Annotated in this window: 29 protein-coding genes and 1 riboswitch; of the genes, 26 read left to right on the top strand and 3 right to left on the bottom strand. The window is 49.8% G+C overall.

From position 1 onward, the window contains the following. The first annotated feature begins 33 nt into the window (after positions 1–33). The 9 genes from ACZOWY_RS02915 (at position 34) to ACZOWY_RS02955 (ending at position 8,568) form a co-directional block, all read left to right on the top strand. Entirely contained in the window at positions 34–1,020 is a 987-nt protein-coding gene (locus tag ACZOWY_RS02915; RefSeq protein ID WP_484392689.1) for an HlyD family secretion protein, read from the top strand. Next, positions 1,017–2,162, top strand: coding sequence for an ABC transporter permease (locus ACZOWY_RS02920; protein ID WP_484392691.1), 1,146 nt, complete (start codon positions 1,017–1,019; stop codon positions 2,160–2,162). The genes ACZOWY_RS02915 and ACZOWY_RS02920 overlap by 4 nt, the downstream gene beginning before the upstream one ends. Next, positions 2,159–3,376 carry an ABC transporter permease gene (locus tag ACZOWY_RS02925; RefSeq protein WP_484392692.1) on the top strand — a complete coding sequence of 406 codons (1,218 nt, stop codon included), beginning with the start codon at positions 2,159–2,161 and terminating at the stop codon, positions 3,374–3,376. Before ACZOWY_RS02920 ends, ACZOWY_RS02925 begins: the two co-directional genes overlap by 4 nt. A gap of 412 nt (positions 3,377–3,788) precedes the next feature. After that, the gene (locus tag ACZOWY_RS02930; RefSeq protein ID WP_484392693.1) at positions 3,789–4,274 is read left to right on the top strand and encodes an acyloxyacyl hydrolase; all 486 of its coding nucleotides are present in this window, start codon (positions 3,789–3,791) and stop codon (positions 4,272–4,274) included. 108 nt (positions 4,275–4,382) lie between these two features. Further along, positions 4,383–4,664, top strand: coding sequence for a hypothetical protein (locus ACZOWY_RS02935; protein ID WP_484392694.1), 282 nt, complete (start codon positions 4,383–4,385; stop codon positions 4,662–4,664). Positions 4,665–4,751: 87 nt separating this feature from the next. After that, on the top strand, positions 4,752–5,687 hold the full coding sequence (locus ACZOWY_RS02940; RefSeq protein WP_484392697.1) for an NAD(P)/FAD-dependent oxidoreductase: 936 nt from the start codon (positions 4,752–4,754) through the stop codon (positions 5,685–5,687). A gap of 116 nt (positions 5,688–5,803) precedes the next feature. Then, positions 5,804–6,037, top strand: coding sequence for a glutaredoxin family protein (locus tag ACZOWY_RS02945; protein ID WP_484392699.1), 234 nt, complete (start codon positions 5,804–5,806; stop codon positions 6,035–6,037). Positions 6,038–6,123: 86 nt separating this feature from the next. Then, on the top strand, positions 6,124–6,672 hold the full coding sequence (locus tag ACZOWY_RS02950; protein ID WP_484392702.1) for a glutathione peroxidase: 549 nt from the start codon (positions 6,124–6,126) through the stop codon (positions 6,670–6,672). Positions 6,673–6,941: 269 nt separating this feature from the next. Continuing rightward, positions 6,942–7,065, top strand: a riboswitch (glycine riboswitch). Positions 7,066–7,155: 90 nt separating this feature from the next. Next, complete coding sequence (locus ACZOWY_RS02955; protein ID WP_484392704.1) at positions 7,156–8,568, top strand: alanine/glycine:cation symporter family protein; 1,413 nt, start codon at positions 7,156–7,158, stop codon at positions 8,566–8,568. Between the two features lie 274 nt (positions 8,569–8,842). Here the strand turns inward: ACZOWY_RS02955 and ACZOWY_RS02960 are convergent, their stop codons facing one another. Then, positions 8,843–9,391, bottom strand: a complete 549-nt coding sequence (locus tag ACZOWY_RS02960) for a flavodoxin family protein (RefSeq protein WP_484392706.1) — start codon at positions 9,389–9,391, stop codon at positions 8,843–8,845. 109 nt (positions 9,392–9,500) lie between these two features. Here ACZOWY_RS02960 and ACZOWY_RS02965 point away from each other — a divergent pair, with 109 nt between their 5' ends. The 3 genes from ACZOWY_RS02965 to ACZOWY_RS02975 all read left to right on the top strand — a co-directional run bounded on the left by ACZOWY_RS02965 (position 9,501) and on the right by ACZOWY_RS02975 (position 10,877). Beyond that, positions 9,501–9,833, top strand: coding sequence for a winged helix-turn-helix transcriptional regulator (locus tag ACZOWY_RS02965; RefSeq protein ID WP_484392707.1), 333 nt, complete (start codon positions 9,501–9,503; stop codon positions 9,831–9,833). 64 nt (positions 9,834–9,897) lie between these two features. Then, positions 9,898–10,668 carry an EFR1 family ferrodoxin gene (locus ACZOWY_RS02970; protein ID WP_484392709.1) on the top strand — a complete coding sequence of 257 codons (771 nt, stop codon included), beginning with the start codon at positions 9,898–9,900 and terminating at the stop codon, positions 10,666–10,668. 41 nt (positions 10,669–10,709) lie between these two features. After that, positions 10,710–10,877: a hypothetical protein gene (locus tag ACZOWY_RS02975; protein WP_484392711.1), complete on the top strand. Its 168-nt coding sequence runs from the start codon at positions 10,710–10,712 to the stop codon at positions 10,875–10,877. Positions 10,878–11,036: 159 nt separating this feature from the next. Here ACZOWY_RS02975 and ACZOWY_RS02980 read toward each other — a convergent pair whose 3' ends face one another. Continuing rightward, on the bottom strand, positions 11,037–11,807 hold the full coding sequence (locus ACZOWY_RS02980) for an SDR family NAD(P)-dependent oxidoreductase (protein WP_484392715.1): 771 nt from the start codon (positions 11,805–11,807) through the stop codon (positions 11,037–11,039). A gap of 278 nt (positions 11,808–12,085) precedes the next feature. Here ACZOWY_RS02980 and ACZOWY_RS02985 point away from each other — a divergent pair, with 278 nt between their 5' ends. The 12 genes from ACZOWY_RS02985 to ACZOWY_RS03040 all read left to right on the top strand — a co-directional run bounded on the left by ACZOWY_RS02985 (position 12,086) and on the right by ACZOWY_RS03040 (position 22,010). After that, on the top strand, positions 12,086–12,973 hold the full coding sequence (locus ACZOWY_RS02985; RefSeq protein WP_484392717.1) for a LysR family transcriptional regulator: 888 nt from the start codon (positions 12,086–12,088) through the stop codon (positions 12,971–12,973). Between the two features lie 113 nt (positions 12,974–13,086). Then, complete coding sequence (locus ACZOWY_RS02990) at positions 13,087–13,242, top strand: hypothetical protein (protein ID WP_484392719.1); 156 nt, start codon at positions 13,087–13,089, stop codon at positions 13,240–13,242. A gap of 82 nt (positions 13,243–13,324) precedes the next feature. Continuing rightward, complete coding sequence (locus tag ACZOWY_RS02995; RefSeq protein WP_484392721.1) at positions 13,325–14,353, top strand: DUF362 domain-containing protein; 1,029 nt, start codon at positions 13,325–13,327, stop codon at positions 14,351–14,353. A gap of 26 nt (positions 14,354–14,379) precedes the next feature. Beyond that, entirely contained in the window at positions 14,380–15,495 is a 1,116-nt protein-coding gene (locus ACZOWY_RS03000) for an MBL fold metallo-hydrolase (RefSeq protein ID WP_484392725.1), read from the top strand. A 120-nt stretch (positions 15,496–15,615) separates the two neighbouring features. After that, positions 15,616–16,092, top strand: a complete 477-nt coding sequence (locus tag ACZOWY_RS03005; RefSeq protein WP_484392729.1) for a flavodoxin — start codon at positions 15,616–15,618, stop codon at positions 16,090–16,092. A gap of 175 nt (positions 16,093–16,267) precedes the next feature. Then, complete coding sequence (locus ACZOWY_RS03010; RefSeq protein WP_484392734.1) at positions 16,268–16,915, top strand: 4Fe-4S binding protein; 648 nt, start codon at positions 16,268–16,270, stop codon at positions 16,913–16,915. A gap of 47 nt (positions 16,916–16,962) precedes the next feature. Next, the gene (locus ACZOWY_RS03015) at positions 16,963–17,577 is read left to right on the top strand and encodes a flavodoxin (RefSeq protein ID WP_484392737.1); all 615 of its coding nucleotides are present in this window, start codon (positions 16,963–16,965) and stop codon (positions 17,575–17,577) included. Positions 17,578–17,788: 211 nt separating this feature from the next. After that, on the top strand, positions 17,789–18,157 hold the full coding sequence (locus ACZOWY_RS03020) for a MerR family transcriptional regulator (RefSeq protein WP_484392742.1): 369 nt from the start codon (positions 17,789–17,791) through the stop codon (positions 18,155–18,157). A 153-nt stretch (positions 18,158–18,310) separates the two neighbouring features. Continuing rightward, the gene (locus ACZOWY_RS03025) at positions 18,311–18,466 is read left to right on the top strand and encodes a twin-arginine translocase TatA/TatE family subunit (protein WP_484392747.1); all 156 of its coding nucleotides are present in this window, start codon (positions 18,311–18,313) and stop codon (positions 18,464–18,466) included. Then, positions 18,432–19,100 (top strand): twin-arginine translocase subunit TatC, encoded by a 669-nt coding sequence (tatC, locus tag ACZOWY_RS03030; RefSeq protein WP_484392748.1) that lies wholly within the window; start codon positions 18,432–18,434, stop codon positions 19,098–19,100. The genes ACZOWY_RS03025 and tatC overlap by 35 nt, the downstream gene beginning before the upstream one ends. A 104-nt stretch (positions 19,101–19,204) precedes the next feature. Beyond that, entirely contained in the window at positions 19,205–20,569 is a 1,365-nt protein-coding gene (locus ACZOWY_RS03035) for an MATE family efflux transporter (RefSeq protein WP_484392751.1), read from the top strand. Between the two features lie 79 nt (positions 20,570–20,648). Further along, positions 20,649–22,010, top strand: a complete 1,362-nt coding sequence (locus ACZOWY_RS03040) for an MATE family efflux transporter (protein ID WP_484392754.1) — start codon at positions 20,649–20,651, stop codon at positions 22,008–22,010. 123 nt (positions 22,011–22,133) lie between these two features. On the opposite strand, the gene ACZOWY_RS03045 is transcribed toward ACZOWY_RS03040, so the two are convergent. Further along, positions 22,134–22,754 (bottom strand): flavodoxin, encoded by a 621-nt coding sequence (locus ACZOWY_RS03045; RefSeq protein ID WP_484392758.1) that lies wholly within the window; start codon positions 22,752–22,754, stop codon positions 22,134–22,136. Positions 22,755–22,887: 133 nt separating this feature from the next. Here ACZOWY_RS03045 and ACZOWY_RS03050 point away from each other — a divergent pair, with 133 nt between their 5' ends. Both ACZOWY_RS03050 and ACZOWY_RS03055 read left to right on the top strand, forming a co-directional pair. Beyond that, complete coding sequence (locus ACZOWY_RS03050; RefSeq protein WP_484392760.1) at positions 22,888–23,046, top strand: hypothetical protein; 159 nt, start codon at positions 22,888–22,890, stop codon at positions 23,044–23,046. A 257-nt stretch (positions 23,047–23,303) separates the two neighbouring features. Next, on the top strand, positions 23,304–23,681 hold the full coding sequence (locus tag ACZOWY_RS03055; protein ID WP_484392762.1) for a VOC family protein: 378 nt from the start codon (positions 23,304–23,306) through the stop codon (positions 23,679–23,681). Positions 23,682–23,686: the final 5 nt, after the last annotated feature.

Below are 23,686 nucleotides of genomic sequence, written 5' to 3' on the forward strand. Positions count from 1 at the left end.
CATAAAACGTGGCAAAGAAAAGCAGGTGCAGATATGAAAACAACAGCAGTGCGGAATAACGCACGGCATTGTCTGCTGGTTTTGGCAGCGTTATTTGTTCTGGCGTTTGGCGCAGGCTGCGGCGGCAAACAAGAACTGGCCGCCGACCAGATGTGGGGCCGGGCCGACGCAACGGAGATTGATGTGAATTCCAAAATCGCCGGGCGCGTGGTGGAGCTTTTGGTAAAAGAAGGCGATGCCGTTAAAAAAGGACAGGTGCTGGCCCGCATCGACAAACGGGATTTGGAAACGCAAAGGGCCCAGCAGGAAGCGAATATCCTGGCATTGATCGCACAGAAGGACCAGGCTGTCGCCGTAACGGCGATGCAGGACGGTACCACAGCTTCTGCCCTGGAACAGGCGCGCACGAACCTGGCACTGCGGGAAGCGGATTACCGCCGTTATGAAAAGCTGTTGCAGGAACAGGCCATTTCCCGCCAGGCATTCGACAGTGCCAGAACCAGCTACGAGGCGGCGCAGGCGTCTTACAACGCAGCCTTTGCCGGTTTAAAGCAAAACGAGGTGAACCGGGCCAATGAAAATGTGCTGGCCAAAAAGGTGGAGCAAGCGAAAGCGGCTTTGGCCCAAATCCTGGTCTCTCTTGACGAAACGGAGATCCGCGCTCCCTTTGATGGCATCGTGACAGAAAAATATGTGGAAGAAGGGTCCATGATTTCCCAGGGGACACCGCTGGTAGCTGTACAGGATCCCTCGGATAATTGGGTGGATATCAAAGTGCCGGAAACAAAGCTGAACCGTTACCGCTTGCAGCAGGAGGTTACGCTGGTGGGGCGGGATGGGATCACCAAGGTAAACGGAACGATCGTGGACATCAGCCGCAAGGCCGAGTTTGCCACTCACCGGGCTACCAGTGAGCGGGGGACGGATACGGATATCATTACTTTTAACATGAAGATACAGGTTAATTCTCCCAAGCTGCGGCCCGGTATGCGTTTCCGCCTGGAAGGTGAAGGGACATGAAAAGCGGAGCCTTCAGGCAAATCGTACAGGAAGAATGGGAGTATCTGCGGCGGCGCAACGGTTCCGTTTTGGTATTGCTGCTCCTGCTGCCGGTATGTTATTCTATCCTGTTCGGCCTGGTGTACCGGCAAAATGTCATCCGCCAACTTCCGACTGCGGTGTACGACCAGGACCAGAGCAGTACGTCCCGGAAGTATATCCGTCTCTTTGAAGATTCGGAAAAATTCAATGTGACGGCCTATGTGGATTCCCAGGAGGAAATGGAACGGTTGCTGCGTGAAGAATCGGTGCTGGCAGCTATCGCGGTTCCCCCGGATTTTGCCAAACATATTAAGCAGGGCAGGGGAACAGAAACCGTTCTGATCGTGAATTCCGCCAACAATACCCTGAGCAATTCTGCGATTACCTTTGCCTGGGAAATCAACCGGAGCTTTTCCGCCGCCACGGGGCAGCAGTTGTTCGAGGGACTGAACCGTATGCCCGGAGAAGCGATGAACCTGGCTTACCCGGTCCATGTAAGCGTCCGGTTGCTGCATAATCCGCTGTCCGGGTTTTCTCCGTTCATGCTGGCGGGCCTTTCCGTGCAAGGCGTGCAGATCGCGCTGTTGCTGGCGGCGGGGCCGATGCTGGTGAGGGAAGTGGAAGAACGCCGTTTTGCCCAGGTCGCGTCGTCGGCGTTGCTTATGCTGGGCAAGATGGTTCCGTACTGGCTCGCGTCTCTTGCCGCAAGTTTTATCGCCCTGCTGGTACAGGTTCAATTTTTTGCTATGCCCATGCGGGGCAGCTGGCTGGAAATTTTTGTACTGGTCAATGCTTTTATTTTTGCTGTCCTGTGTGTGTTGCAGCTGTTTTCCGCCCTCAGTCCTAACCAGCTGACGGCAGTACAGATCCCTATGATCTATATTATGCCGGGCACGCTGTACAGCGGCCTGTCCTGGCCCGTATTTGCCATGAACCGCGCGGCGGAACTGTATGCCGCCGTCATGCCTGTGCGCTATACGGCAGAGAATGTGCGGGACATTATGCTGGCGGGGTATGCCCCAACGCTCTGGGCGGACTGCCGCGCGTTGCTTTGCGGCGCACTGGCCGCGTTCCTGGCCGCCAGGTTTGTCTTTGACAGGAAAAGGAGGCGCACAGCATGACGCTCTGGCAGGTCATCCGACGGGAAAAAAGGCAGTGCGCCTGCGATCCCCGCCGCTTTTTGTTTATCTTTGGCGCCGCTATCGTTTACCTTATGATTTTTTCCGTTTTGTTTGCCCCGGATATTATCCGCGCCGTTCCCACCGTGCTTTGCGACGAGGACCAGTCGCCCCTGAGCCGGGATCTTCTGCAACGTTTTGAACATAACGAGCGCATGCATGTGACTTCCTGGGTTTCTTCCCAGGAAGAGATGCAGGTTATGTTACGGGAAAAAAAGGCGCTGCTTGCTTTATGCATCCCGCGTGATTTTTCCCGGTCTATTAACAACGGTGGGTACTCCACAATATTGTGTATCGCCAACGCCTCCAACATTATGCCCGTAAGCGCAGTGACGGCAGATGCGGAAACTATTGCGGAGAATTTCAACAATGAGATTGCCGTGAAACGGGCCGAACTGGTTACGGGGCAAGTCGGGTCGCGCGTACTCAGCCGCGTGCGTCCTGTCCGCACAGAACTCCGTGTGATGCATAACCCGTTGCAAAGCTTTACGCTGTTTTACCTGATTGGGTTGCTGGCAGCCGCGCTGCAGCAGGGGGTCTTTTTTGCCACCGGGGCTTCCGTGTTCCAGGAAGAGGAAAGGCGGGACGGGGAGCGTGGGGAGAAACAGGCCGAAGCTGTCCCCACTGCAGCGTTACAGGGAGAACGCGTATCGGGACAAATACCATTTTGGAAACTGACCGCCGGGAAAGTAATCTGGTATTCAGCTCTGGGGCTGCTTTCGTATTTGGTCATTATCGCCCTGCTCGTCTGGGTTTTGGGCATGCGGTTAAAGGCAGGAATTGCTGCCACAGTGCTGGCAGGCGGAGTCTATATGGTTTCCGTGGCATCCCTGGGATTGTGCTTTGCTTCCTTTTTTCGTACAGAGCTGCGTTTCGTCCAATTTTCCATTGCGTATCCTTTGGCCGGGTTCATCCTTTCCGGCTTCACCTGGCCGTTGTCCGCAATGCCGCCGTTCGTCCGTGCGCTGGCGAACCTGCTGCCCCAGACATGGTTCGCCAACCTGCTGCGGGAACTGTTCCTTGCAGGCTACTCGCCTTTGTACGGAAAAGCGCTGGTGGCCATGGCTTGTATTGGCGCTGCGTGTTTCGGGCTCTGCCTTATTGTTTACAATTTTCAGCATAAAACGCGCAACCCGTTTTGCGATTTTCTGCCGTAAACGGAATTTGCGTTTTGCAACAATTTCCATGAAACGCAAAACTAAATTCTAAAATGTCCTGTTTACCGTAACATTGTTTACAAATTAAATTTTTGAAAATTGAACTTTTTCTTATTTAACATAGAATAGAATATAGCGTGCTACGCTTTTCCGTGGCGGCGTAGCCAAGTGTTTAAGGCAATAGTACGCAAGACTATCATTACCCTGTGTTTAAATCCAGGCGCCGCCTCCAGTTTCGTAATTCTGACCAACGCAATTGTTTTGTGTTGGTCTTTTTTTAAAGCTGATAGTTATTTTGGATTGGTTGGTTATCCCGAGGGAAATGCTTATGAAACTAAAGCTGACTGTTTTTGTATCCGTTATAATTTTACTGATTGCAGCTGTTTTTTCTTTGTTGCCAAACTGTTGTGCTATGGCAAAGAATGCAGAGATCCAGGTGGAATATTTGAGGCATCATAGATTTTCTGACCGTTACATTAATGATTATACGATTCATGTTTTCCAAAAGGCACATGAACACGCAGGACTCACGTTCCACAGGGGAATTACCCTAATCCGTCCTGATGGTTATACGACCGATGATAGTATTTATCGTGACAGTAATGCGGTGGGGTTGGGTCCTGCCTGCATGATTCGCTGGGAACGTCCTGTTAGCGGTAAACTGTACGGGGCTCTGGAGGTTTCCGGCTCTTTCCTGATTTATAGCAAAGCATTTCCGGCGCAGGGACGTCCCTGGGGATTCATGTGGCGCGCCGGTCCCCGTCTTGTTTGGAAATATACGAAGAATAATTCTTTCAGTCTGGGATATATGTTCAGCCACAGCTCAAACGGCATGAAAACGAATAATCCGGGACACAATGCATTTGGTTTTTCTATAGGGTTCAATCATAATTTTTAGTGATGGCAAATCCATGATAATTATTAGCTTAAAGGAGGATGTAAAAATGACAAATCAGGAAATCATCAATGCGTTTCAGTTAATGTGGGGGATTTTCCCGAACCGGTAATGATTACCCAGAAGAGCCGGGAGATTATCGCGGTAAACAAAAAAGCGGAAGCCATGGGATTAAAGCCCGGCATCAAGTGTTCTGCCGTGGGCAGGCCGGAAGACCACCGGGGCTGCCGCCTGAATGAAGCAGTAGATAAGGGTAAACCGGTTTATATTACGTACGACGGCGCCTTTGGCGTTGCCTTTGGGTACTGGATCCCGATTTCCGTAAAACCGGAATGGGTGATCCACTTCGGCGTAGGCGGCAACTTTAAATATGAGAAGCTGGAAAGAAAATAGCGAGCCAAGGTTTCATACAAAAATCAAAATTTGACAGTGACAACTATGTTACAATAAATGTAAGAATAAAAGGCAGGGAGGGATTCCATGGCGAAAGAAATTAAAAAGAAGGATATTATTATTATCGGAGCGGGTATGGCAGGCCTGACGGCCGCTTTATATGCCGGGCGCATGAATCTCTCTGTGCTGGTATTGGAAAACGCGCTGGTGGGCGGACAGATCGCCAATGCCACAGGGATTGAGAATTATCCCGGTCATAAGGTGATTGCCGGCGGGGACCTCATTGCGACGGTGCAGCAGCAGGCGGAATCTTTCGGCGCCGAGGTGGATGAATTTGATCCGATTGAACGCGTAGATTTGACCAAATCACCGAAGATTGTGGAAACGGAAGGGTGCATCTACGAAGCGGATGTGGTGATCATCGCTTCCGGTATGGATCGCCGCAAGCTCCCCCTGCCGGAAGAGGCGAAATATGCCGGGCGGGGTGTGCATTACTGCGAACTCTGCGACGGGCATATGTATCAGGACAAGGTGATTGCGGTGATGGGCGGCGGCAACGCGGCCGTGGACGCGGCCAATTTCCTCACCAAATATGCATCAAAGCTGCTGCTGATCCACCGGTCCCAGTTAAAAGCGGATACTGTTTCCCAGGAACGGCTGAAAAAGAATGAAAAAGCCACCATCTGCCTGAACACGGAAATTGAATCACTGCATGGGGATGGAAAGCTGGAAACGGTGACAGTGATTGACAAAACCACCGGCAAAGAACAGGAAGTGGCGGTGGACGGTATCTTCGTAAACATTGGCGTGATCCCCAACACGGAACTGTTTAAAGGCCAGGTGGAGATGGACGAAAACGGGCGGATCATCGCGGGCGAAGACTGCAGGACGAACCTGCCGGGCGTATTTGCGGCGGGGGACGTGCGGGTGAAAGAGATCCGTCAGCTGACAACGGCTGCGGCAGACGGGACTACGGCGGCGCTCTTGGCGGAACAGTACCTGAGCAAGATGCGACAGGGATGAACCGGATCAAAGTGATGCAGAAGTGTTTCAGTGAGTAAAACAGAAAGCGAAAAAGCAAATCTTTTTCAGTTTCAAAGAATTGGAAACGATAGTATTGAATCAGGAGGAAACCAAAAATGGTAAAAGTGTATTCGATTACGACCTGTCCCTGGTGCGAGAAGGTAAAAAAATATCTGAAATCCAAAAATGTGGAATTTGAAGAACACAACATCGAACTGAGCGAAGAAGACCGGGACGAATGCTACAAGATTTCCGGCGATCTGATTGTGCCCGTTACCACCGTGGACGGGAACGATGATTTTGTTGTGAGCTTTGACAAGGCGAAGCTGGATGCGCTGCTGGGATTATAAAAACAGTGAAAAGGATTGCGCTATATTAAGGAAACAGACGAGAACAGAAATATGAAAAGACAAGACACATAAAGGAGGGAATGATTATGGGCGTATATGATTTTACGGTAAAGACCAGCCAGGGTAAGGAAAAGTCGCTGGCGGATTATAAAGGGAAAGTACTGGTTATCGTCAACACGGCCAGCAAATGCGGTTTTACTCCCCAGTTCAAGGGACTGCAGGATCTGTATATGAAATACAAAGGGCAGGGGCTGGAAATTTTGGGGTTCCCCTGCAACCAGTTCGCGGAACAGGATCCGGAAGGAAACGCAGCGATTGAACAGTTCTGCCGCTTCAATTACGGGGTCACCTTCCAGATTTTTGAAAAAGGCGACGTGAGGGGCGAAACAGCGCAGCCGTTGTTTAAGTTTTTAACAAAAGAAAAAGGCTTTGAAGGTTTTGACATGAACCATCCTATTGCCGGCAAACTGGAAGAAGCGCTGAAGGCAAACTTCCCGGAGTATCTGGAAGGGGACGGCATCAAGTGGAACTTTACAAAATTCCTGATCGACAGGGAAGGCAATGTGGTAAAGCGCTTTGAACCCACTGCTGCGCCGGAAGATATGGAGAAAGATATCGAGGCGCTGCTGAAATAAACCGGCCTGTGCATCAAATGCATCTGTGGTTATGTGGAGCTGGCAACCCAGGGCGAAGCCAGCCTTAAGGAACGATACGAGGTTATAAAAGTACAGCGGGGTACGGAGTTTTCCTGTTCAATATGATTTACACTTGCATTTACTGAAAAAACGTGTATAATAAAGACTGTCGTACAACTGAACAAAGGTGGATGAATCTTGTGGGAGAACGGCGCAAGCCTGCCGAAGGAGCTAAACTCTCAGGCGCTGTAAAAAGCGGAACCATAAGGGGACACGACTCTGGAGAGTCCCGGCACGGGAACGCGGTTCAGTCGTTTCCGGTACGGGCGCCGAAGGTGCACGGAAGCTTACGCGGCTTTCTTATCTCTCAGGCAAAAGGACAGAGAAAGATTTCAGGATGTTTCCTGTTATTTTGATTTGCGAACTTATCTCCGGAGCAGTTGGAGGTAAGTTTTTTTATTTTGTACCCTTGGAGGAGAAACCATGAATCTGGAGTTGTTGAACGAAATTGACAGTTTTGTCTGGGGACCGCCGCTGCTTGTGCTGCTGGTGGGGACCGGTGTTTTTCTGAGTCTGCGTCTGGGATTCTTGCAGGTTGCGAGACTGCCCAAAGCGTTAGGGCTTATTTTTAAAGCAAAGAGCCAGGGCGAAGGGGACACCTCGTCGTTCCGTGCGTTGTGCACGGCCCTTGCCGCCACCATCGGAACCGGTAACATTGTCGGCGTGGCTACGGCTGTGAAAGCCGGCGGCCCCGGCGCGCTGTTCTGGATGTGGGTGGCTGCGTTCTTCGGCATGGCGACCAAATACGCGGAGGGGTTGCTGGCTGTGAAATACCGTGGCGTGGACGAACACGGCGAAATTGCCGGCGGCCCCATGTTTTATATTGAAAACGGCATGGGCAGGCAGTGGAAACCGCTGGCTGTGTTTTTCGCGGCAGCGGGCGTGCTGGTTGCCTATTTCGGCATCGGTACCTTTGCCCAGGTGAATTCCATTGTGGATATTACAAAGCTTTCTATCGGGCTCGACCCCATGTATACGGCCGTGATTCTCACGCTGGCGGTTGCCGCGGTAACCATCGGCGGCCTTCAGTCCATTGCCTCCGTTGCCAGCAAAATCGTTCCGGCAATGGCTGTGATTTATTTTGTTGCGACGGTCGGTTTCCTGCTCATGTTCATTGACAAAGTGCCCGCCGCAGTGATGGAAGTGCTACGCTGCGCGTTTACGCCGACGGCGGCGGCCGGAGGCTTTGCCGGGGCGAGCGTTATGCTGGCCATGCGGTCCGGTGTTGCCCGTGGCGTATTCTCCAATGAGTCCGGCCTGGGCTCTGCACCCATTGTGGCCGCTGCGGCTAAGACAAAATGGCCGGCGGAGCAGGGGCTGGTTTCCATGACAGGCACCTTTATCGACACGATCATCATCTGTACCCTTACCGGTCTCACCCTTGTGGTATCCGGGCTGTGGAAGGGCGACCTGAACGGGGCGGCGCTGACCCAGGCGGCTTTCATGCAGGGTTATCCGGAAGCCGGGAAAATCGTGCTGATGGTGGGTCTGGTGCTGTTTGCTTTCACCACTATTTTGGGCTGGAATTATTACGGGGAACGCTGCATCGTTTATCTGGCCGGCGTGAAGGCCATTCTTCCATACCGTATCATTTTTATTGTGCTGGTAGCCTTAGGCGCTTTCCTGAAGTTGGAGGCAATCTGGGTGCTGGCGGATATTGTCAACGGCCTCATGGCGATTCCCAACCTGATCGCCCTGCTGGCGTTAAGCGGCGTGGTGGTAGCCGAGACGAAACGGTATTTCAAACATGTTGCAATGGGGGATGTTGACGAAGTGAACGGACTTCTGCCGGACGGACCGGAAGAAGTGATTGAACAGAAACTGGAAGGCAGATGAGAGTGCCATAGGCAAAATTATAAAGCCCGCATGGTCAGGATGCGGGCTTTTTTCTTTCCCTTATATAAAAACCCTGATTTTAACGCGTCGCCTCAGTGGCAGCTTTCCCCGACAAAGCAATAAAATTAACGAAAGATATACTATCTGGAGACAGATAAATAAGACTGTCTATATATATTAACAGAAAGCAGGCTGGAAAACCGCGCCACGACTGGAGTTGCGAAAAAAATCCGGTCACTGAAGTGACCGGATAGAGGTTTTGGATTATACTTTTTTACTTGATTGATTTTCCAAGATTATATGCTTTTTCCAGCTCCGGTTTCCCTTTCGTGTCCCCGGGCTGCGCTACATGGCCGCATAATACTTTTCCGATGCTTTTCCAGCCAATGTGGCGTTCCAGATGGTCGTACCAGAATTCGCTTTCCTGGAATTCGTCGCCTTCCGCCGCCATGATCAGCGCGGTTAATTTTTTGGGGTTCTCATAGTTCGGATTGGCTTCTGCAATGGCAAACAGCCGGTCAAACGTGTTTTTCAAAAACCCGGAAATGAACCAGTAATAAAGAGGGGAAGCAAGCACGACAATGTCCGCTTCTTTGTAAAGCGGATAGATTTTTTCCATATCGTCGCGCTGTACACAGGGATGCGCCGCGTCTTTTCCGCCTTTCCAGCAGCCGAGGCATCCGTTGATTTTCATATGCGCCGGGAAAAATTCCGTCACGGTATGGCCAGCTTCTTCCGCGCCCCGTTTAAACGCGGCGGTCAGCGAAGCGGTATTGCCGTTTTTCCGGGGACTGCCATTTAAGATTACGATTTTTTTTGCCATTTCATTCAGCTCCTTTGCATATTGCTTTTTCCTGTTCGGTATGATACCATGAAACGGGAAATGTAACAAGTACCAACATTTAAGTTAGGTACTTACCCGGAGGTAAGAAATGGAAAGAAAGAGGATTGAAGAGGCAAATTTTAACGAAACCGGATACAGCTACACCCTTTCCCTGATTTCAGGGAAGTATAAACCGGTCATCCTGTACTGCCTGATGGAGTATGAACCGGTCCGGTTTAATGAAATGCAGCGGTATCTGCAAAAGGTGGCGGATAAGACCCTCAGTCAGAACCTGAAAGAACTGGAAGCCGATGACCTGATCATGCGTAAGGTGTATCCGCAGATTCCTCCCAAGGTTGAGTATTCGCTGACCGAGCGGGGGCATTCTCTTGTCAAAGTACTGGATAAGCTTTGCGATTGGGGAAATGAAAACCGGAAATGAAAATCATTGTTTTTTATTTTTGATAAAACCGGTCTGATGTGAAATGTAAAGAGGATGTGAGCGTATGATTATTTATTTTTCCGGCACCGGTAATTCGTACAGTGTGGCAGAAAAACTGGCGGCAGTTCTGAATGACAGGGCGGTACCGCTGATCCGGCTGCAGGAAGAACCGGATGCGTTTGATCTGACACGGGAAGCAAAAATCGGTATAGTGTTTCCTGTGTACTTTGGGGATATTCCCCAACCGTTGGAGGAATATCTGCAAACCGCGCAACTTCGTCCTGACACCTATTTTTACGGCGTGGCGACATGTGGCGGTTCTTTTGGTGTTTCCCTTTATCATCTGCGGGAAATTCTGAAAGTGCGTGGCTGTAAGTTAAGTTACGGGCGTGTCTCCTATATGATTGCCAACAGTACGGCAACCTGGAAAAATGAAGTGACGTATGATTACCATAAGCTGGACGGCGAGGCGAAGGTGGTAAAAGAAACGGCGCAGGCAGTCGCAGACCGAAAGGTTGACACCTCGCTGATGAAGCCGTCGTTTGTGGGAAAGATTATGGCAAGCGGTTTCGTTAAAAAGTTGGGGATGAAACGTTTTGCCGTTTCCGTTGATCCGGATCATTGTGTCGGCTGCGGTATTTGCGTCCGCATCTGCCCGGCGCATAACATAACGTTGAAGAATCAAAAAGCGGTAACAGGCTCCGATTGCGCACATTGTATGGCCTGTGTGCATGCGTGTCCCCATGGCGGCATGCTGGTAAACGGGCACAAGATTAAAAAGGAAAACCAGTACAGGCATCCGGAAGTGGAAATGAAAGACATGTTTTTAAGATAAATCGGTTACTGAATAAAACGTTTCCTGTTTTCATAATCAGAGTGGAGTACGGTGCGGAGAAGCCTTTGGTTCTGGTTATCGAGCAGGAAGAAAAAGTGGAAGAACTGATTAACATGGTTATCAAAGCAAATCCGGACATTACGCTGGAATACTATTTGAGTCCTCATACCGGACTGAAACCGGAAAAGATTTCACCGCCTTTATACTGAGCAGAGTATAATTATTTGTTTTTCTTACCAATACAAAATCCCTGTCTGTCGCTGTAGTTTTGATCAGCGGCAGGCAGGGATTGCATTTTTCTCAACACAAACTTTTTTCAATACATACTCTTATAGATTCATCACATAAGGAATTACGTGTCCGTAAAATTACAGGAAGGCACCGTTGCAGACCTGGATGACCTGTCCTTTTACATGTTTGCCCATGTCGGAAGCGAGGAAGAGGCAGGCATTGGCCTGGTCCATGGGGTCGCATTCCGGTCCGGGGAAATACACGAAGTGTTTGCTGAACTCCAGCATCTTTGCGCCGCCGGGCTGTTCGCCTGCTTTGTTTGCCAGATGGGCGGGCGTTACGGTAGCGCCCGGAGCCACGGCATTAATGCGGATGTTGGTGTTAATCAGACGCATGGCTACGTTTTTGGTCAGCGTATTGATTGCGCCTTTAGAGGAAGTATAGGACGCCCCGCAGAAAGGACGGTCGCCGTTGACGGAAGAAATGTTGATGATGCAGCCTTCGTTTTTGGGCAGGAAGACTTTCAATGCTTCCCGGATAAAACGGAACGGGCCGAAGACATTGGTCTGATAAACATGCTCCAGCCATTCGTCATCCGTTTCGTCGATCATTTTCTGTTCGCCGATGGCCGCATTGTTGATGACAATATCAAGATCGCCGTAAACCCTCAGAGCAGTTTGAATTACATTTTTAACATCTTCCAGGTTTTTATTGTCCGCTACCACGCTGGTAACTTCCAGTCCCTGTTCTTTCAACCGGTTGACCGCAGCGTCCAGTTTTTCTTTGCCCCGGGCGGTCATAACAACTTTTGCGCCTTCTTTTGCAAAAAGTTCGGCCATGGTTTCGCCCATGCCATAACTTGCGCCGGATACGATGGCTACTTTTCCTTCCAACATTTTCTCTTTCATACTGTTTTTCCTCCCTGTCGATTCCATTTTAGATTTTGAATACGATTCCTGCTTTGTATTATAAAAACAGCGCTTGGACATGTCTAATACTTATTGTTTATTTCCAGATATGCTTTTCATCTATTTTTGTGCATGAAAATTCCGTCACAGTAGCAAAGTCAGATATGCTTATAGCCTATAGTTGTGCTATACTTATACAGGAAAGAGTTTCTTTTGTTATGAAAACAGTATAAAGGGCTTACAAAAGCACAGGAAAGAGCAAATAAGGAGGCGCTATCATGGAAATCCGGGTACTGCGTTATTTTCTGGAAACCGCGCGGGAAGGGAACATAACCCGTGCCGCCGAACGGTTGCATGTGACCCAGCCCACCATGTCCCGCCAGCTAAAAGATCTGGAAGAGGAACTGGGGAAAAAGCTGTTTATCCGTACCAATTATGCCCTGCGGTTAACGGAAGCCGGTTTGTTGCTGCGCAAACGGGCAGAAGATATTCTGAATCTGGTAGATAAGACCGAATCTGAATTCAAGATGCTGGACGATACCATGGGCGGCGAGATTTTTATCGGCTGTCCGGAATCAGATTCCCTGAAGTATTTTGCCCGGGCGCTGAAACGGGTGCAGGAGCTGCATCCCGGCATCCGCTGCAACATTACCAGTGGCAACAGTGAGGACATAACGGAAAAACTGGATAAGGGCATTCTGGATTTCGCGCTGGTCATGGAGTACATGAATCCGCTGAAATATAATCATCTGGACATTCCCGCACAAGATGCGTGGGGCGTCTTCATGCGGAAGGATGATCCGCTGGCGGAGAAAAAGTCGCTGTGCCTTGCGGATTTATATGACCTGCCTCTGATTTGTTCCAGGCAGAATGTAGAACAGAATTTTCCTGCATGGTTCGGGGAAAAGCTGGACCGCCTGAACATTGTGGCAACCTACAATCTGTTCTTTAACGCATCGATTTTTGTCAGGGAGGGTCTAGGCTACGCGATTGCCTATGATAAGCTGGCCTATACCGGTAAAGGAAGCGATGTAGTTTTTGTGCCGCTGACAGACGTGCCTGCTTCGGAAATGAAAATCATCTGGAAAAAATATCAGGTGTTTACCCCCGTGGCGTCGCTGTTGCTGGCCGAACTGCAAAAAGAATACGGAGAAGGAAAGGAATAGACAAAAGGCATACCGGATTATAATTGTTAAGCATTAGACATTTCCTGGCGATTCCCATACAATAACCTGTAAGAAGCAAACTGCTTCCAAAATATGAAACAGGAAATGAGAATATGGATAATGTAAACAGACAGATTGAAATCCGTACACTGGAGCGGGAGCGCCGACAGGCTCTTGATGAATATCATAAGGCGGCAGAAAAATTAGATTACATTGATTACCAGCTGTTCCAGTTGCGAAAGCAGACTGCGGAGAAAGTGAAAGAATGAATTGCAGACTGCACTCATGCTTTCCTTTACAGGGAGGCAATGCGTTAGGATCTTTGCCTATTAGTGTAATGGGGGGATTGTTATGTTGAAAAAACTGGCGATGATATTGACAGCGGCTACACTTACGCTGGCGTTTACCGGCTGCAGCGCCGAAAAGAAAACCGCAGAGGTGAAAGACGTGAAACCTGCTGCCGCAAAAGCTGTTGTGAATTACATTAAACCGGTAGTCAACAACCGGCCGCTGCGTTTTTTGACGGATGACAAAAATGCGCCCGTTGTCTATTTTACAAAAGATATTTCGGCTAATGGCCTGATGAAAGTGTATAAGGCGCTGGGGCAGGAAAAGAAGGGGAAAGTCGCCATCAAGGTATCCTTTGGCGCCGAAGGGGAACAGTACCTGGATCCGGCCCTGATGACAGAGCTTGTAAAGGAAACGCAGGGTACGTTTGTGGACACAAACGGTTTCACGGCGCCGCGTAATACAGCAAAAGGGAATTACGCCATGGCGGAAAAGCACGGCTTTACAAAAGTCGGGCCGGTAGATGTGCTGGATGCGGACGGGGATATTGACATGCCGGTGCAGAACGGCAATCACCTGAAATTTACCCGTACCGGATCCCATATCCAAAACTACGATACCTTTGTGGCAGTGCATCGCTTTAAAACGCATTATATTCCCCAACTGGGCGGTAATATCAAAAATATTTCCCTGTCCCTCGGTTCTCTTTCCGGAAAAGCGCTGATCCACAGCGCGGGCAAAAACGACAAAACGTACCAGTGGGCCGACGATGATACTACGGCCCGGTGTTTTGCGGACGCGGCCAAAGCGGCCATGGATTATAAGAAAGGGCGCTGGGCGTTTATCAACGTGCTGGACGCTTTTAAAGCGGAAGACAAATGCGTGAATGTACAGAACCGTAAAAGCGTAGGCATCCTTGCTTCCCTGGATCCGGTAGCGGTAGATCAGGCCTGTGTGGATTTTGAATTTGGCGCGGCAAAGGATGAAGCGACCCGTATGGCCTGGGAAAAACACCACAGCGTCAACGTGCTGGAGTTTGCTGAAAAACTAAATGTTGGGAAACGCCATTACCGTATGGTTTCCGTGGATTAAAAGAAAGTAGCATAGTATAGCAGGTAATGTTTATGAAACTTGTTCTGAAAATTGTATTGGTATTAGTGTTGGCTCTTGCCATCGGCGTATATTTTTACAGCCGGCGGCCGGAGTTTGGCCGGACTCCCACCGGGAAACGGTTGGAGAGGATACAGCAGTCGCCTCATTATTATAAGGGGCGGTTCTGGTCCATCACGCCGGTGGAAAAAGCGGTGGAGACAAGCCAGTTCGAAGCAACTATGCGTTTTCTGTTCGGCGGCACGTCGGAACGGCTGGTGCCCACGGAACCCATGGTTTCCAAGAAAACGGATTTGCACAAACTGGATCCGAAGCAGGACGCTGTGGTCTGGATGGGACATTCCACGTTTTATCTGCAGCTGGGCGGGAACCGGATCCTGATTGATCCCGTCTTCAGCAACTGGGCTTCTCCGCTGCCTTTCATTAACAAAGCGTTTGCGGGAAGCAACGTCTATACGGCGGAGGACATTCCGGAAATCGATTTGCTGGTCATTTCCCACGATCACTGGGACCATTTGGATTATCCAACCCTGATGGCGCTGCAGGCGAAAATCAAAAAAATCGTAGTGCCTTTGGGCATCGGGGAACACTTTGAATACTGGGGCTTCGACATGGACAGGGTGACGGAGGAAGACTGGTACACACCAGTCAGGCTGTCGGAACAGTTGACCGTGCACATCCTTCCGGCCCAGCATTTTACCGGGCGGTTCCTGAACCAGAACCAGTCGGAAGCCTGTTCGTATGCGTTTATTACCCCGGGCCGCAAGGTGTTTTACAGCGGCGACGGAGGATACACCAAAGAGTTTAAAGAATTCGGGCAGACCTTTGGCGGCTTCGACCTTGCCATTTTGGAAAACGGACAGTACAACAAGGACTGGCCGAAGATTCATATGCATCCGGATCAAACTGCCCAGGCGGGAGAAGATTTAAGGGCAAAAGCAGTGCTTCCCTGTCACGGGGGCAAGTTTGCACTGGCCCGCCACCCCTGGGACGAACCGTACATCCGGCTGGCAGAAGAGAGTAAAACAAAATCTTACCAACTGCTGACGCCCCGTATCGGGGAAGCGGCGGTCATCGGGGAGAACACGGAAACGTTTGGCCCCTGGTGGAAAGAAATGAAATAATTTCTTCTGCTTTATTACGCAGGCTAACGTTGTGATATAATAAATTGAAAGTATTTAGGAAACAGTGAATTCGTTTCTTTAGGAAAGCGTAGAGTTTAGTGTTACAGGAGGGATAACAGTATGAATAAAACATTGGTAGCGTATTTCAGCGCAAGCGGAACTACAGCAAACGTTGCGAAGACTATGTCAGAAGCTATTGGAGCAGACTTATTCGAGATTAAACCGGAAACGCCTTATACGAGCGCGGATCTGAACTGGCAGAACAAGAACAGTCGCAGTTCCGTGGAGATGAACGATCGCAGTTCCCGTCCGGCCATTGGCGTTAAAGTGGCGGATATGTCTCAGTACAACGTAGTGTTTGTAGGCTTCCCTGTATGGTGGTACCGGGAACCTTCTATCATTGACACGTTCATGGAGAGCTACGATTTTACAGGCAAAACTGTAATTCCTTTTGCCACGTCCGGCGGCAGCGGTCTGGGGGATGCCCCGGCGAATATGCAGAAACTGGCTAAAGGCGCTAAGGTTTTGAATGGCAAACGCTTCAGCAGCAGTGCTTCTGCAAGCGAACTGAAAACCTGGGCCGGTCAGTGGGCGTAAGGAAAAGCGGCTCATTATGCTTACGCGTCGTCTGACACAGTTGTGCTCGGCCATTTTGTACAACTGTAATCTTATCAGCGATATTCCGGCAAAATATATTAACAGTGAATTTTGCGTGCCGGGACTGAATTGCCGGTACTGTCCCGCGTCAGTGGCAGGCTGTCCGTTGAATTTTATGCAGCAGCTATTTGCAGACGGACTGCGTAACCTGCCCATCCGCATATTGTGCTGGCTGCTTTTACTGGCACTGGCCTTCGGGCGGTTCATCTGCGGCTGGCTTTGTCCCTTCGGGCTGTTGCAGGATTTGCTGGATAAAATTCCTGTGCCAAAAATCAAAAAGAGCGAATGGACCCAACGTCTCAGTTATTTAAAATATGTTGTATTGGCACTGTGTGTGATTGTCATCCCCTTGGGCTTTTCCATGGGAGGACGGCGTATCATGGTTTTTTGTCAGTATGTGTGTCCCAATATGCCATTTTCCAATTTCCTAATGACGCTTTCCATGGGAGGAAGCATCCGTTCCTACATGATTTTTAATTACCGCTTTGCCATTCTGGCGATAGTGCTTGTGTTTGCAGTGATTATGTTCCGGCCTTTCTGCCGTTTTATTTGTCCGCTGGGAGCGATTTACGGCTTTTTCAATAAAATTGCGTTGCTGTCTGTTAAGGTGGATGCAACCAAATGCGTGCACTGTAATGCCTGTATGCGCGTCTGCAAGATGGACACGAAAACCGTAGGCGACCATGAATGTATTTCCTGCGGCGATTGCAAGGCAGTCTGCAAATTTGACGCAATTCATTTTGGTTGGGAGAAAAGGAACTGATGGATTATGGAAATCCGTGTGCTGAAAATGAGGAGGAGAGTGTAATTATGCTGAAACGAATTATGTTTACCCTGATGGCGCTGTGTCTGTGCGTTTCCTTTGCGGGATGCGGCGGGGATAAAAAAGCGGAGGCGCCCAAAAGCGACGCGAAACCGGCGGCAGTAACCAAAAAGGCCGAAGCGGCTCCGGCGCCGGCAAACGGAAAAGTGCTGGTAGCGTATTTTTCCTGGGGCGGCGCTACCCGCAAGGTGGCGCAGACCATACAGCAAAAGACCGGCGGCGATTTGTTTGAAATCAAAACGGCAACGCCGTATCCTGCCGATTATCATGCTACCGTCGATATCGGCAAAAAAGAAAAAGCAGACAATGTCCGTCCTAAGCTGGCGGGACCGCTGCCTGACATGAAACAGTACGATGTAATCCTGCTGGGTTACCCTATCTGGTGGTACATTGAGCCCATGGCTGTAAAAACCTTTGTAGAAGCGCAGGATTTATCCGGCAAAACGATCCTTCCTTTTGCTACCAGCGGCGGCAGCGGTGTGGAAGGAAGCGTAGACGATTTGCGGAAAACCCTGCCCAAAGCCCAGGTGAAAGACGGTATCCTGCTTAACTCGACCAGCGGCCTCGACGGCTGGCTGAAGGATAACGGACTGGGAAAATAAGGATTGTTTTAGCTTGCGCAACAGAAAAGTATCCGTTAAAGGAAACAGCTCAAAGAAACGCTGACAGTATGTCGGCGTTTTTTTACTTTTCTCATCATGCCTGAGAAGCATGGCTTTTAATGATAAACCGGTATTAGACTTTCACAAAACAGTTTCTTACAATAAGGACAGATAGAACGACCTGTAAGGGTGTGTAAAAGGGAGGGATTGCATGACGATTACGGAAGTGAGTGAAAAATATAAGATCCCGTTTGCCGTGCTGCAGTGTTACGCAGCGGAAAAAACGGGTGCAGAGGGCAGGAATGAAAAACACGGGCAAGTGGATTCGTACCGGTTTACGGACCGCGATATTGAAGAGCTGAGTGTGTGGATGACGTTGCAGGATATCGGGTTTGCGGAAGAGGAGATTGCGGCTTACCTGCGCATGAGGCAGGACGGTGAGAATTCAGCGGAAGCCTGTCTGAAGATGTTGAACAAAGTACGCAGCAGGACGCTGGACACGATTCACGGCAAAGAGAAAGCGCTGGAACGGATTGATTACCTGCGCTACGAACTTCAGACAAAGAAAAAGGGGAGTTAAGCATGGACAGAAGAGAATTTCTGAAAGTAACCGGCGCAGGGGCGCTGACCCTGTTCCTTAGCGGCTGCGGCATCAATGCGGTCAGCGGGGATAAGAAAGCCGGTGCAGCGCCGTCGGCAGGCAGTGTGGAAGCAAAACCCGGCGGCGTGTCCAATGGAAATATTGATTGCGCTGGTGTTATTCGGCGGCAGCCGGGTGGCCGGTTTAGGCAAGGCCTTGGGCACCAGCCTGCGGGAATTTCGTGCGGAACTGAATAAGAACGCGGAGAAAGAAAATGAACCCACCGGAACTGCAGTTGCGGAAAAATAATACGGATATGGACGTTTGGGAACATGTAGGAGAACTGCGTCGCCGTCTGATCCGGTGTGTCGCGGCGGTTGCGGTTGTGTTTGCTTTCCTCCTGTATATCGGGCCCGAACGGGTGATGGATGTCGTGGCGGCCCCGGTGCTGCTGTGGCAGATATGGGCCTTTGTGCGGCCGGCGCTGTACCCTGAGGAAAGGAAACTGGCCCTTGGCTGGGTGGTATTCTCACTCCTGTTGTTTGCAACCGGCGTTGCTTTTGGCTACGGTGTCGTCTTTTTATCTGCCCTGAGTTTTTTTGTATATGCGGGCGCGGGAACGGCCATGCCGTTGTTTGCCATTGACCGCTATGTAAATTTCCTTCTGGGCTTTGTGATACCCTTCGGCCTGATTTTTGAAATGCCCTTAGCCTGTACCATTGCGGCGAAAGCGGGAGTGCTGCATGCGGACACGCTGCGCCGCGGCCGGCGCTTTGCTGTGTTGCTGAGTTTTATCGTCAGCGCCCTTTTAACGCCGCCGGATGTACTGAGCCAGATCATGATGGCGGTTCCGACGATCCTTCTGTTTGAATGCAGTATTTACTGTGCGGGATGGGCAGAACGGAGCCTTGCAGAAAAAAAACTTGTTTCTGTACATTTTTGAAGGGGATAAATGGTATAATATTTATAATAATCAAGGAATCGGATAAAAGAGATACCGGATTTTTCAGGAGCTACAACGGATTACAGGTACTTTCTATGCATCACATGAACCATCACCCGCATACACTGGTTGCGGATTTTACAACCGGAAACGTGAACCGGCAGCTCATTACGTTTGCGATGCCCATGTTCTTGTCCCACCTGCTGCAGATTGTCTACAACATGGCGGATATGATCATCGTAGGGCAGACGCTGGGCAAGGTGGGCCTTTCCGCGATTTCTGTCGGCGGGGATATCATGAACTGCATGACGTTTATCGCCATGGGTTTTTCCAGCGCAGGACAGGTGTTGATCGCCCAGTACATCGGCGCGAGGCAGCACGATAAGCTGAGCCGTTTTGTGGCTACCATGGGTACTGCGCTTCTTGGTTTTGCCTGTTGTGTCACCGGGCTGGGGCTTCTGTTCCGCCGGGAGATTATGGAACTCATGCATACGCCTCCGGAAGCGTTCGCAGAGGCCTTGTCCTATGCCGGCATTTCCATGGCCGGTATTGTTTTTGTTTACGGATATAATGCAGTGAGCGCAATTTTGCGTGGCATGGGCGACGCGAAGCACCCCTTTTATTTCATCAGCCTGGCGGCGCTGCTGAACATTGCGCTGGACCTTGTTTTTGTCTTGAAGCTGGGCATGGGCACCCGGGGCGCGGCGCTGGCGACCATTATCAGCCAGGGGGTCAGCTTCCTGCTGTGCGCCGCGTTTATCTGCAAAAATCGGAAGCGGTATCATTTATCGCTGACCATTGGACAGTTTGTCCATCCGGAAAAAGAGATGCTGCTCTCCCTGCTGAAGCTGGGCGTTCCTATGGCGATTAAAAACGCTGCGGTCCAGTTTTCCAAAATGTTCGTCAATTCCTGGATCAATTCTTTCGGTGTAGCGGTTTCCGCGTTTGCTGGCATTGCAAACAAAATCAATATGTCCGTCAACATGATGTCAAATTCGATTAACACCGCAGGATCGTCTATGGTGGGGCAGAATATCGGCGCGGGAAAGTATGACCGGGTGCGACAGATTATGTTTGCAGTGTACCGGATTATGGCGGTGGTGGCTGTGGCCGCTTCGCTGGTCATTTATTTTTTCCCGGAACAGGTTTACGGGATTTTTACGGATGATCCCTCGGTTATCCGGATTGGCTATGAGTATATTCCCATTGCGATTTTAGCTTTTTTCAGCTGTGCGGGACGAAGCGGCAGTAATGCGCTCATCAACGGCAGCGGCAATTCCCGCGTGAATTTTGTCACGGCCATATTTGATGGCATTGTGCTGCGGCTGGGGCTTTCGGTTTTGTTTGGGATTGTGCTGGACATGAAATATATGGGCTTCTGGCTGGGAGATGCGCTGGCCAATTTTACGCCGCTGTGGGTTGGGATGCTGTTTTATCATTCCGGCGCATGGAAGAAAAGGGTTGTGTGATTTTTGCAGTTGCTGATGTATGATTTAACCGAAAATGTTTTTACAAATAGCAACCGTCATATGGAGGAACCGGACTTGTATGCGTAATGAAATGAATGATGTTACAAAAAAATCCGATTCGGAATTGCTGTTCAGCAAACAGGATCTGATCCGCCTGTTGTGGCCCCTGGTGGTGGAACAGCTGCTGACCGTGCTGGTAGGCATGGTCGATGTACTGATGGTGGCGTATGTAGGCGAAACGACCGTTTCCGGCGTGTCCCTCGTTGACTCTGTTAATTATCTGGTGATACAAGTCCTGTTCGCCCTGACTGCCGGCGGCACTGTCGTGTGCGCTCAGTTTATTGGCAGAGGCAATTTTGCATCGGCAAGCAAAAGCGGAGGGCAATTGCTACTGCTTACGACGTCACTGATGATGATTCTGTCTGCAGTATTTTTATTAAAAGGAGATTATCTGCTGGCGCTGATCTTCGGACAGGTGGAAAGCAGGGTTATGGAAGACGCGGTGAAATATATGCTGTTTACCGCGGCTTCGTTCCCGTTTCTTGCCATTTACTATTCTTCGGCAGCCGTCTTCCGGGCGGCGGGCAATACAAAACTGGCCATGCTGGCTTCTTTAGGAATGAACATCCTTAATATCGTCGGGAATGCAATCTGTATTTTCGGGCTTCATATGGGTGTTGTGGGCGTTGCCCTGCCAACGTTGGTTGCCAGAGCTGTTGCAGCTTTGTTCATGGTATATTGTCTTCAGCATTTCGGAAACAACATCCGTTTACAGGATGTTTCCCAGTTGCAACCGGACAGAAGCATCATCCGGAAAATATTGTCCATAGGTATTCCCAACAGTGTGGAGAGCGGGCTGTTCAATTTAGGGAAAATCTTGCTGCAAAGCCTGGTATCCACTTTGGGCACCGCATCTATCGCCGCCTATGCGGTGGCCTCAAACCTGGCAACGTATCTGTACCTGCCGGGCAATGCCCTGGGCGCGGGGATGATCACCATTGTGGGACAATGCTACGGGGCAAGAAAACCGGAACAGGCTCATTATTATGCAAAAATCCTGTTGTATCTGAATTACGCGTTTTTGGCAGTGATTTGTGCCGTTATGATTTTTGGCAGAAGTTTCTGGGTAAGCTGTTACAATTTGTCGCCGCATTCTGCGACCCTTGCGGAAGGACTGATTTTTTCCCATTCCGCAGCTATGGTCATCTGGCCGGTGGCGTTTCTGCTGCCTTATTATTACCGCGCGGTAGGAAAAGCGGCTTTTACCATGAAAGTGGCAGTTTTCGCCATGGCGGTATTCCGGGTGGGACTGGCGTACATGTTTGTGGAGGTATGGCATAAAAATGTGCTGTGGGTGTGGTACGCCATGTTTGTTGACTGGCTGTTCCGTGTCGTTGTATACGGCTATTCCTTCCGAAAGGGAGACACTTTTAACGACTGACTGCATCCATGTCCCTTAACAAAAAAACAGGACGAGCCTGTATCCCAAACCGGATGAAAGCTGTCCTGTATTTTTTTATGTAATTTTTATGTAATTATATTTTGCTGTTTGCTGCAGCCCGGTTTATTTTACCAGACCGTTTTCTTTCAGCCAGCTGTCGATGCCGCCGGTCATGTTAGCCAGAAGCCCATCCTTTACCTGTGACTTCGGCAGTGTTTTCCGCAAATCTTCCACGCTGGCCGTAATATCGCTTCCGCCGCTGGTGGCAAAGGGAAGGATGGTTTTGCCCGACAGATCCTGCGCTTCTACAAAAGTCTTTACCGGCATGGGCTCGATGTACCACCAGATGGGGTAGCCCAACACAATCACATCATACTGTTTCAAATCGGGCAACGGGCCTTCCAGCTTCGGGCGGGCATCCTGTTCCCGTTCCTGTTTGCCAATATCCGTGGTAGGTTTATATTCTTTCGGGTAGGGCGTTTCCTTTTTGATTTCAAACAAATCGCCACCGGTTTTATCGTGGATCCGCTTTGCCACTTCCCGGGTGTTGCCGCCCCAGCTGAAATAGGCAACCAGTACCTTTTTGCCGGTAACGCCGGTGGCTTTGCCGGTCACATTGGGAAGGCTTCCATCGTTGGCCGAAGCCGAACGGGACATTTTCGCCAGCCCGATCAGAGAATCCGGCCCTTTAATTACCACAGCAGCCAATAATACGATAACAATCAGTAATGCAATCCGTTTCATAATAAAAATCCTTTACTTTCATTTAAATTAGTATCTAACTTAATGAGACGATGATTCTATGTTGTTCCTTGTAAAAAATACGACTTTATGTTACCATGCTTATAACCAAAAATCAAGACGGAGGTCCATTTCCATGAGCAAAAAAATAATCATTTTAAACGGCAGCCCCAGACCGAATGGGAACACCTCTTCCCTTACCGCAGCGTTCCGAAAAGGCGCAGAAGAAGCAGGGAGGATGGAAAAGCATCGGGAAAGTATTATGCGGAAACGTGGCGCAGCCGGGGGACACTGAGGGAAGGGAAGAACTGACCAAAGCCTATGAATTAGGAAAATCAATACAGTAATTCACATTTTCTTTAACAGCCGTGGTATTACGGCTGTTTTTTATTAAAAAGGTATAGATTCCCGTTTTTCATACAGCCATAGATTTTTCTGCGGTTGTTTTGGTATAATTGTGGACAAGAAACAGTTTAAGCTGGAATGGAACCGGCGTGAGTAAACTTATACGAGTACATTCGGACGAATTTTCAAGAAATGGGGCGTGAGCTTATGCATGTTTCAGCGATTGATCATTTTGTAATCACAACAAAGAATCTGGAAGCCTGCCTGCATTTTTATACAGAAATACTGGGCATGAAGCAAAAAGAAACAGCCGGGCGTTTTTCTTTATGGTTTGGTTCGCAGAAGATTAATATACACAAACGTCCTGCAGAGTTTTTGCCTGCTGCCGCCCATCCGTTACCAGGCAGCCTTGACTTGTGTTTTGAAACGGAAGACGATATTGAAGCGGTGCTGGCAGAGCTGAAAAGAAAAAACGCGCCGCTGGTTACTGGCATTGTGGAACGCAACGGTGCAAAAGGGAAAATGCAAAGCATTTATCTGCGTGATCCGGACGGTAATTTGATTGAACTTGCTTCATATGGGTAAGCTGC

The sequence above is a fragment of the Succiniclasticum sp. genome, from assembly GCF_056977735.1.

Coding starts and splice junctions, on each gene's coding strand:
- ACZOWY_RS02915 (WP_484392689.1), top strand. CDS start 34: ATGAAAACAACAGCAGTGCGGAATAACGCACGGCATTGTCTGCTGGTT.
- ACZOWY_RS02920 (WP_484392691.1), top strand. CDS start 1,017: ATGAAAAGCGGAGCCTTCAGGCAAATCGTACAGGAAGAATGGGAGTAT.
- ACZOWY_RS02925 (WP_484392692.1), top strand. CDS start 2,159: ATGACGCTCTGGCAGGTCATCCGACGGGAAAAAAGGCAGTGCGCCTGC.
- ACZOWY_RS02930 (WP_484392693.1), top strand. CDS start 3,789: ATGGCAAAGAATGCAGAGATCCAGGTGGAATATTTGAGGCATCATAGA.
- ACZOWY_RS02935 (WP_484392694.1), top strand. CDS start 4,383: ATGATTACCCAGAAGAGCCGGGAGATTATCGCGGTAAACAAAAAAGCG.
- ACZOWY_RS02940 (WP_484392697.1), top strand. CDS start 4,752: ATGGCGAAAGAAATTAAAAAGAAGGATATTATTATTATCGGAGCGGGT.
- ACZOWY_RS02945 (WP_484392699.1), top strand. CDS start 5,804: ATGGTAAAAGTGTATTCGATTACGACCTGTCCCTGGTGCGAGAAGGTA.
- ACZOWY_RS02950 (WP_484392702.1), top strand. CDS start 6,124: ATGGGCGTATATGATTTTACGGTAAAGACCAGCCAGGGTAAGGAAAAG.
- ACZOWY_RS02955 (WP_484392704.1), top strand. CDS start 7,156: ATGAATCTGGAGTTGTTGAACGAAATTGACAGTTTTGTCTGGGGACCG.
- ACZOWY_RS02960 (WP_484392706.1), bottom strand. CDS start 9,391: ATGGCAAAAAAAATCGTAATCTTAAATGGCAGTCCCCGGAAAAACGGC.
- ACZOWY_RS02965 (WP_484392707.1), top strand. CDS start 9,501: ATGGAAAGAAAGAGGATTGAAGAGGCAAATTTTAACGAAACCGGATAC.
- ACZOWY_RS02970 (WP_484392709.1), top strand. CDS start 9,898: ATGATTATTTATTTTTCCGGCACCGGTAATTCGTACAGTGTGGCAGAA.
- ACZOWY_RS02980 (WP_484392715.1), bottom strand. CDS start 11,807: ATGAAAGAGAAAATGTTGGAAGGAAAAGTAGCCATCGTATCCGGCGCA.
- ACZOWY_RS02985 (WP_484392717.1), top strand. CDS start 12,086: ATGGAAATCCGGGTACTGCGTTATTTTCTGGAAACCGCGCGGGAAGGG.
- ACZOWY_RS02990 (WP_484392719.1), top strand. CDS start 13,087: ATGGATAATGTAAACAGACAGATTGAAATCCGTACACTGGAGCGGGAG.
- ACZOWY_RS02995 (WP_484392721.1), top strand. CDS start 13,325: ATGTTGAAAAAACTGGCGATGATATTGACAGCGGCTACACTTACGCTG.
- ACZOWY_RS03000 (WP_484392725.1), top strand. CDS start 14,380: ATGTTTATGAAACTTGTTCTGAAAATTGTATTGGTATTAGTGTTGGCT.
- ACZOWY_RS03005 (WP_484392729.1), top strand. CDS start 15,616: ATGAATAAAACATTGGTAGCGTATTTCAGCGCAAGCGGAACTACAGCA.
- ACZOWY_RS03010 (WP_484392734.1), top strand. CDS start 16,268: ATGCAGCAGCTATTTGCAGACGGACTGCGTAACCTGCCCATCCGCATA.
- ACZOWY_RS03015 (WP_484392737.1), top strand. CDS start 16,963: ATGCTGAAACGAATTATGTTTACCCTGATGGCGCTGTGTCTGTGCGTT.
- ACZOWY_RS03020 (WP_484392742.1), top strand. CDS start 17,789: ATGACGATTACGGAAGTGAGTGAAAAATATAAGATCCCGTTTGCCGTG.
- ACZOWY_RS03025 (WP_484392747.1), top strand. CDS start 18,311: ATGGAAATATTGATTGCGCTGGTGTTATTCGGCGGCAGCCGGGTGGCC.
- tatC (WP_484392748.1), top strand. CDS start 18,432: ATGAACCCACCGGAACTGCAGTTGCGGAAAAATAATACGGATATGGAC.
- ACZOWY_RS03035 (WP_484392751.1), top strand. CDS start 19,205: ATGAACCATCACCCGCATACACTGGTTGCGGATTTTACAACCGGAAAC.
- ACZOWY_RS03040 (WP_484392754.1), top strand. CDS start 20,649: ATGCGTAATGAAATGAATGATGTTACAAAAAAATCCGATTCGGAATTG.
- ACZOWY_RS03045 (WP_484392758.1), bottom strand. CDS start 22,754: ATGAAACGGATTGCATTACTGATTGTTATCGTATTATTGGCTGCTGTG.
- ACZOWY_RS03050 (WP_484392760.1), top strand. CDS start 22,888: ATGAGCAAAAAAATAATCATTTTAAACGGCAGCCCCAGACCGAATGGG.
- ACZOWY_RS03055 (WP_484392762.1), top strand. CDS start 23,304: ATGCATGTTTCAGCGATTGATCATTTTGTAATCACAACAAAGAATCTG.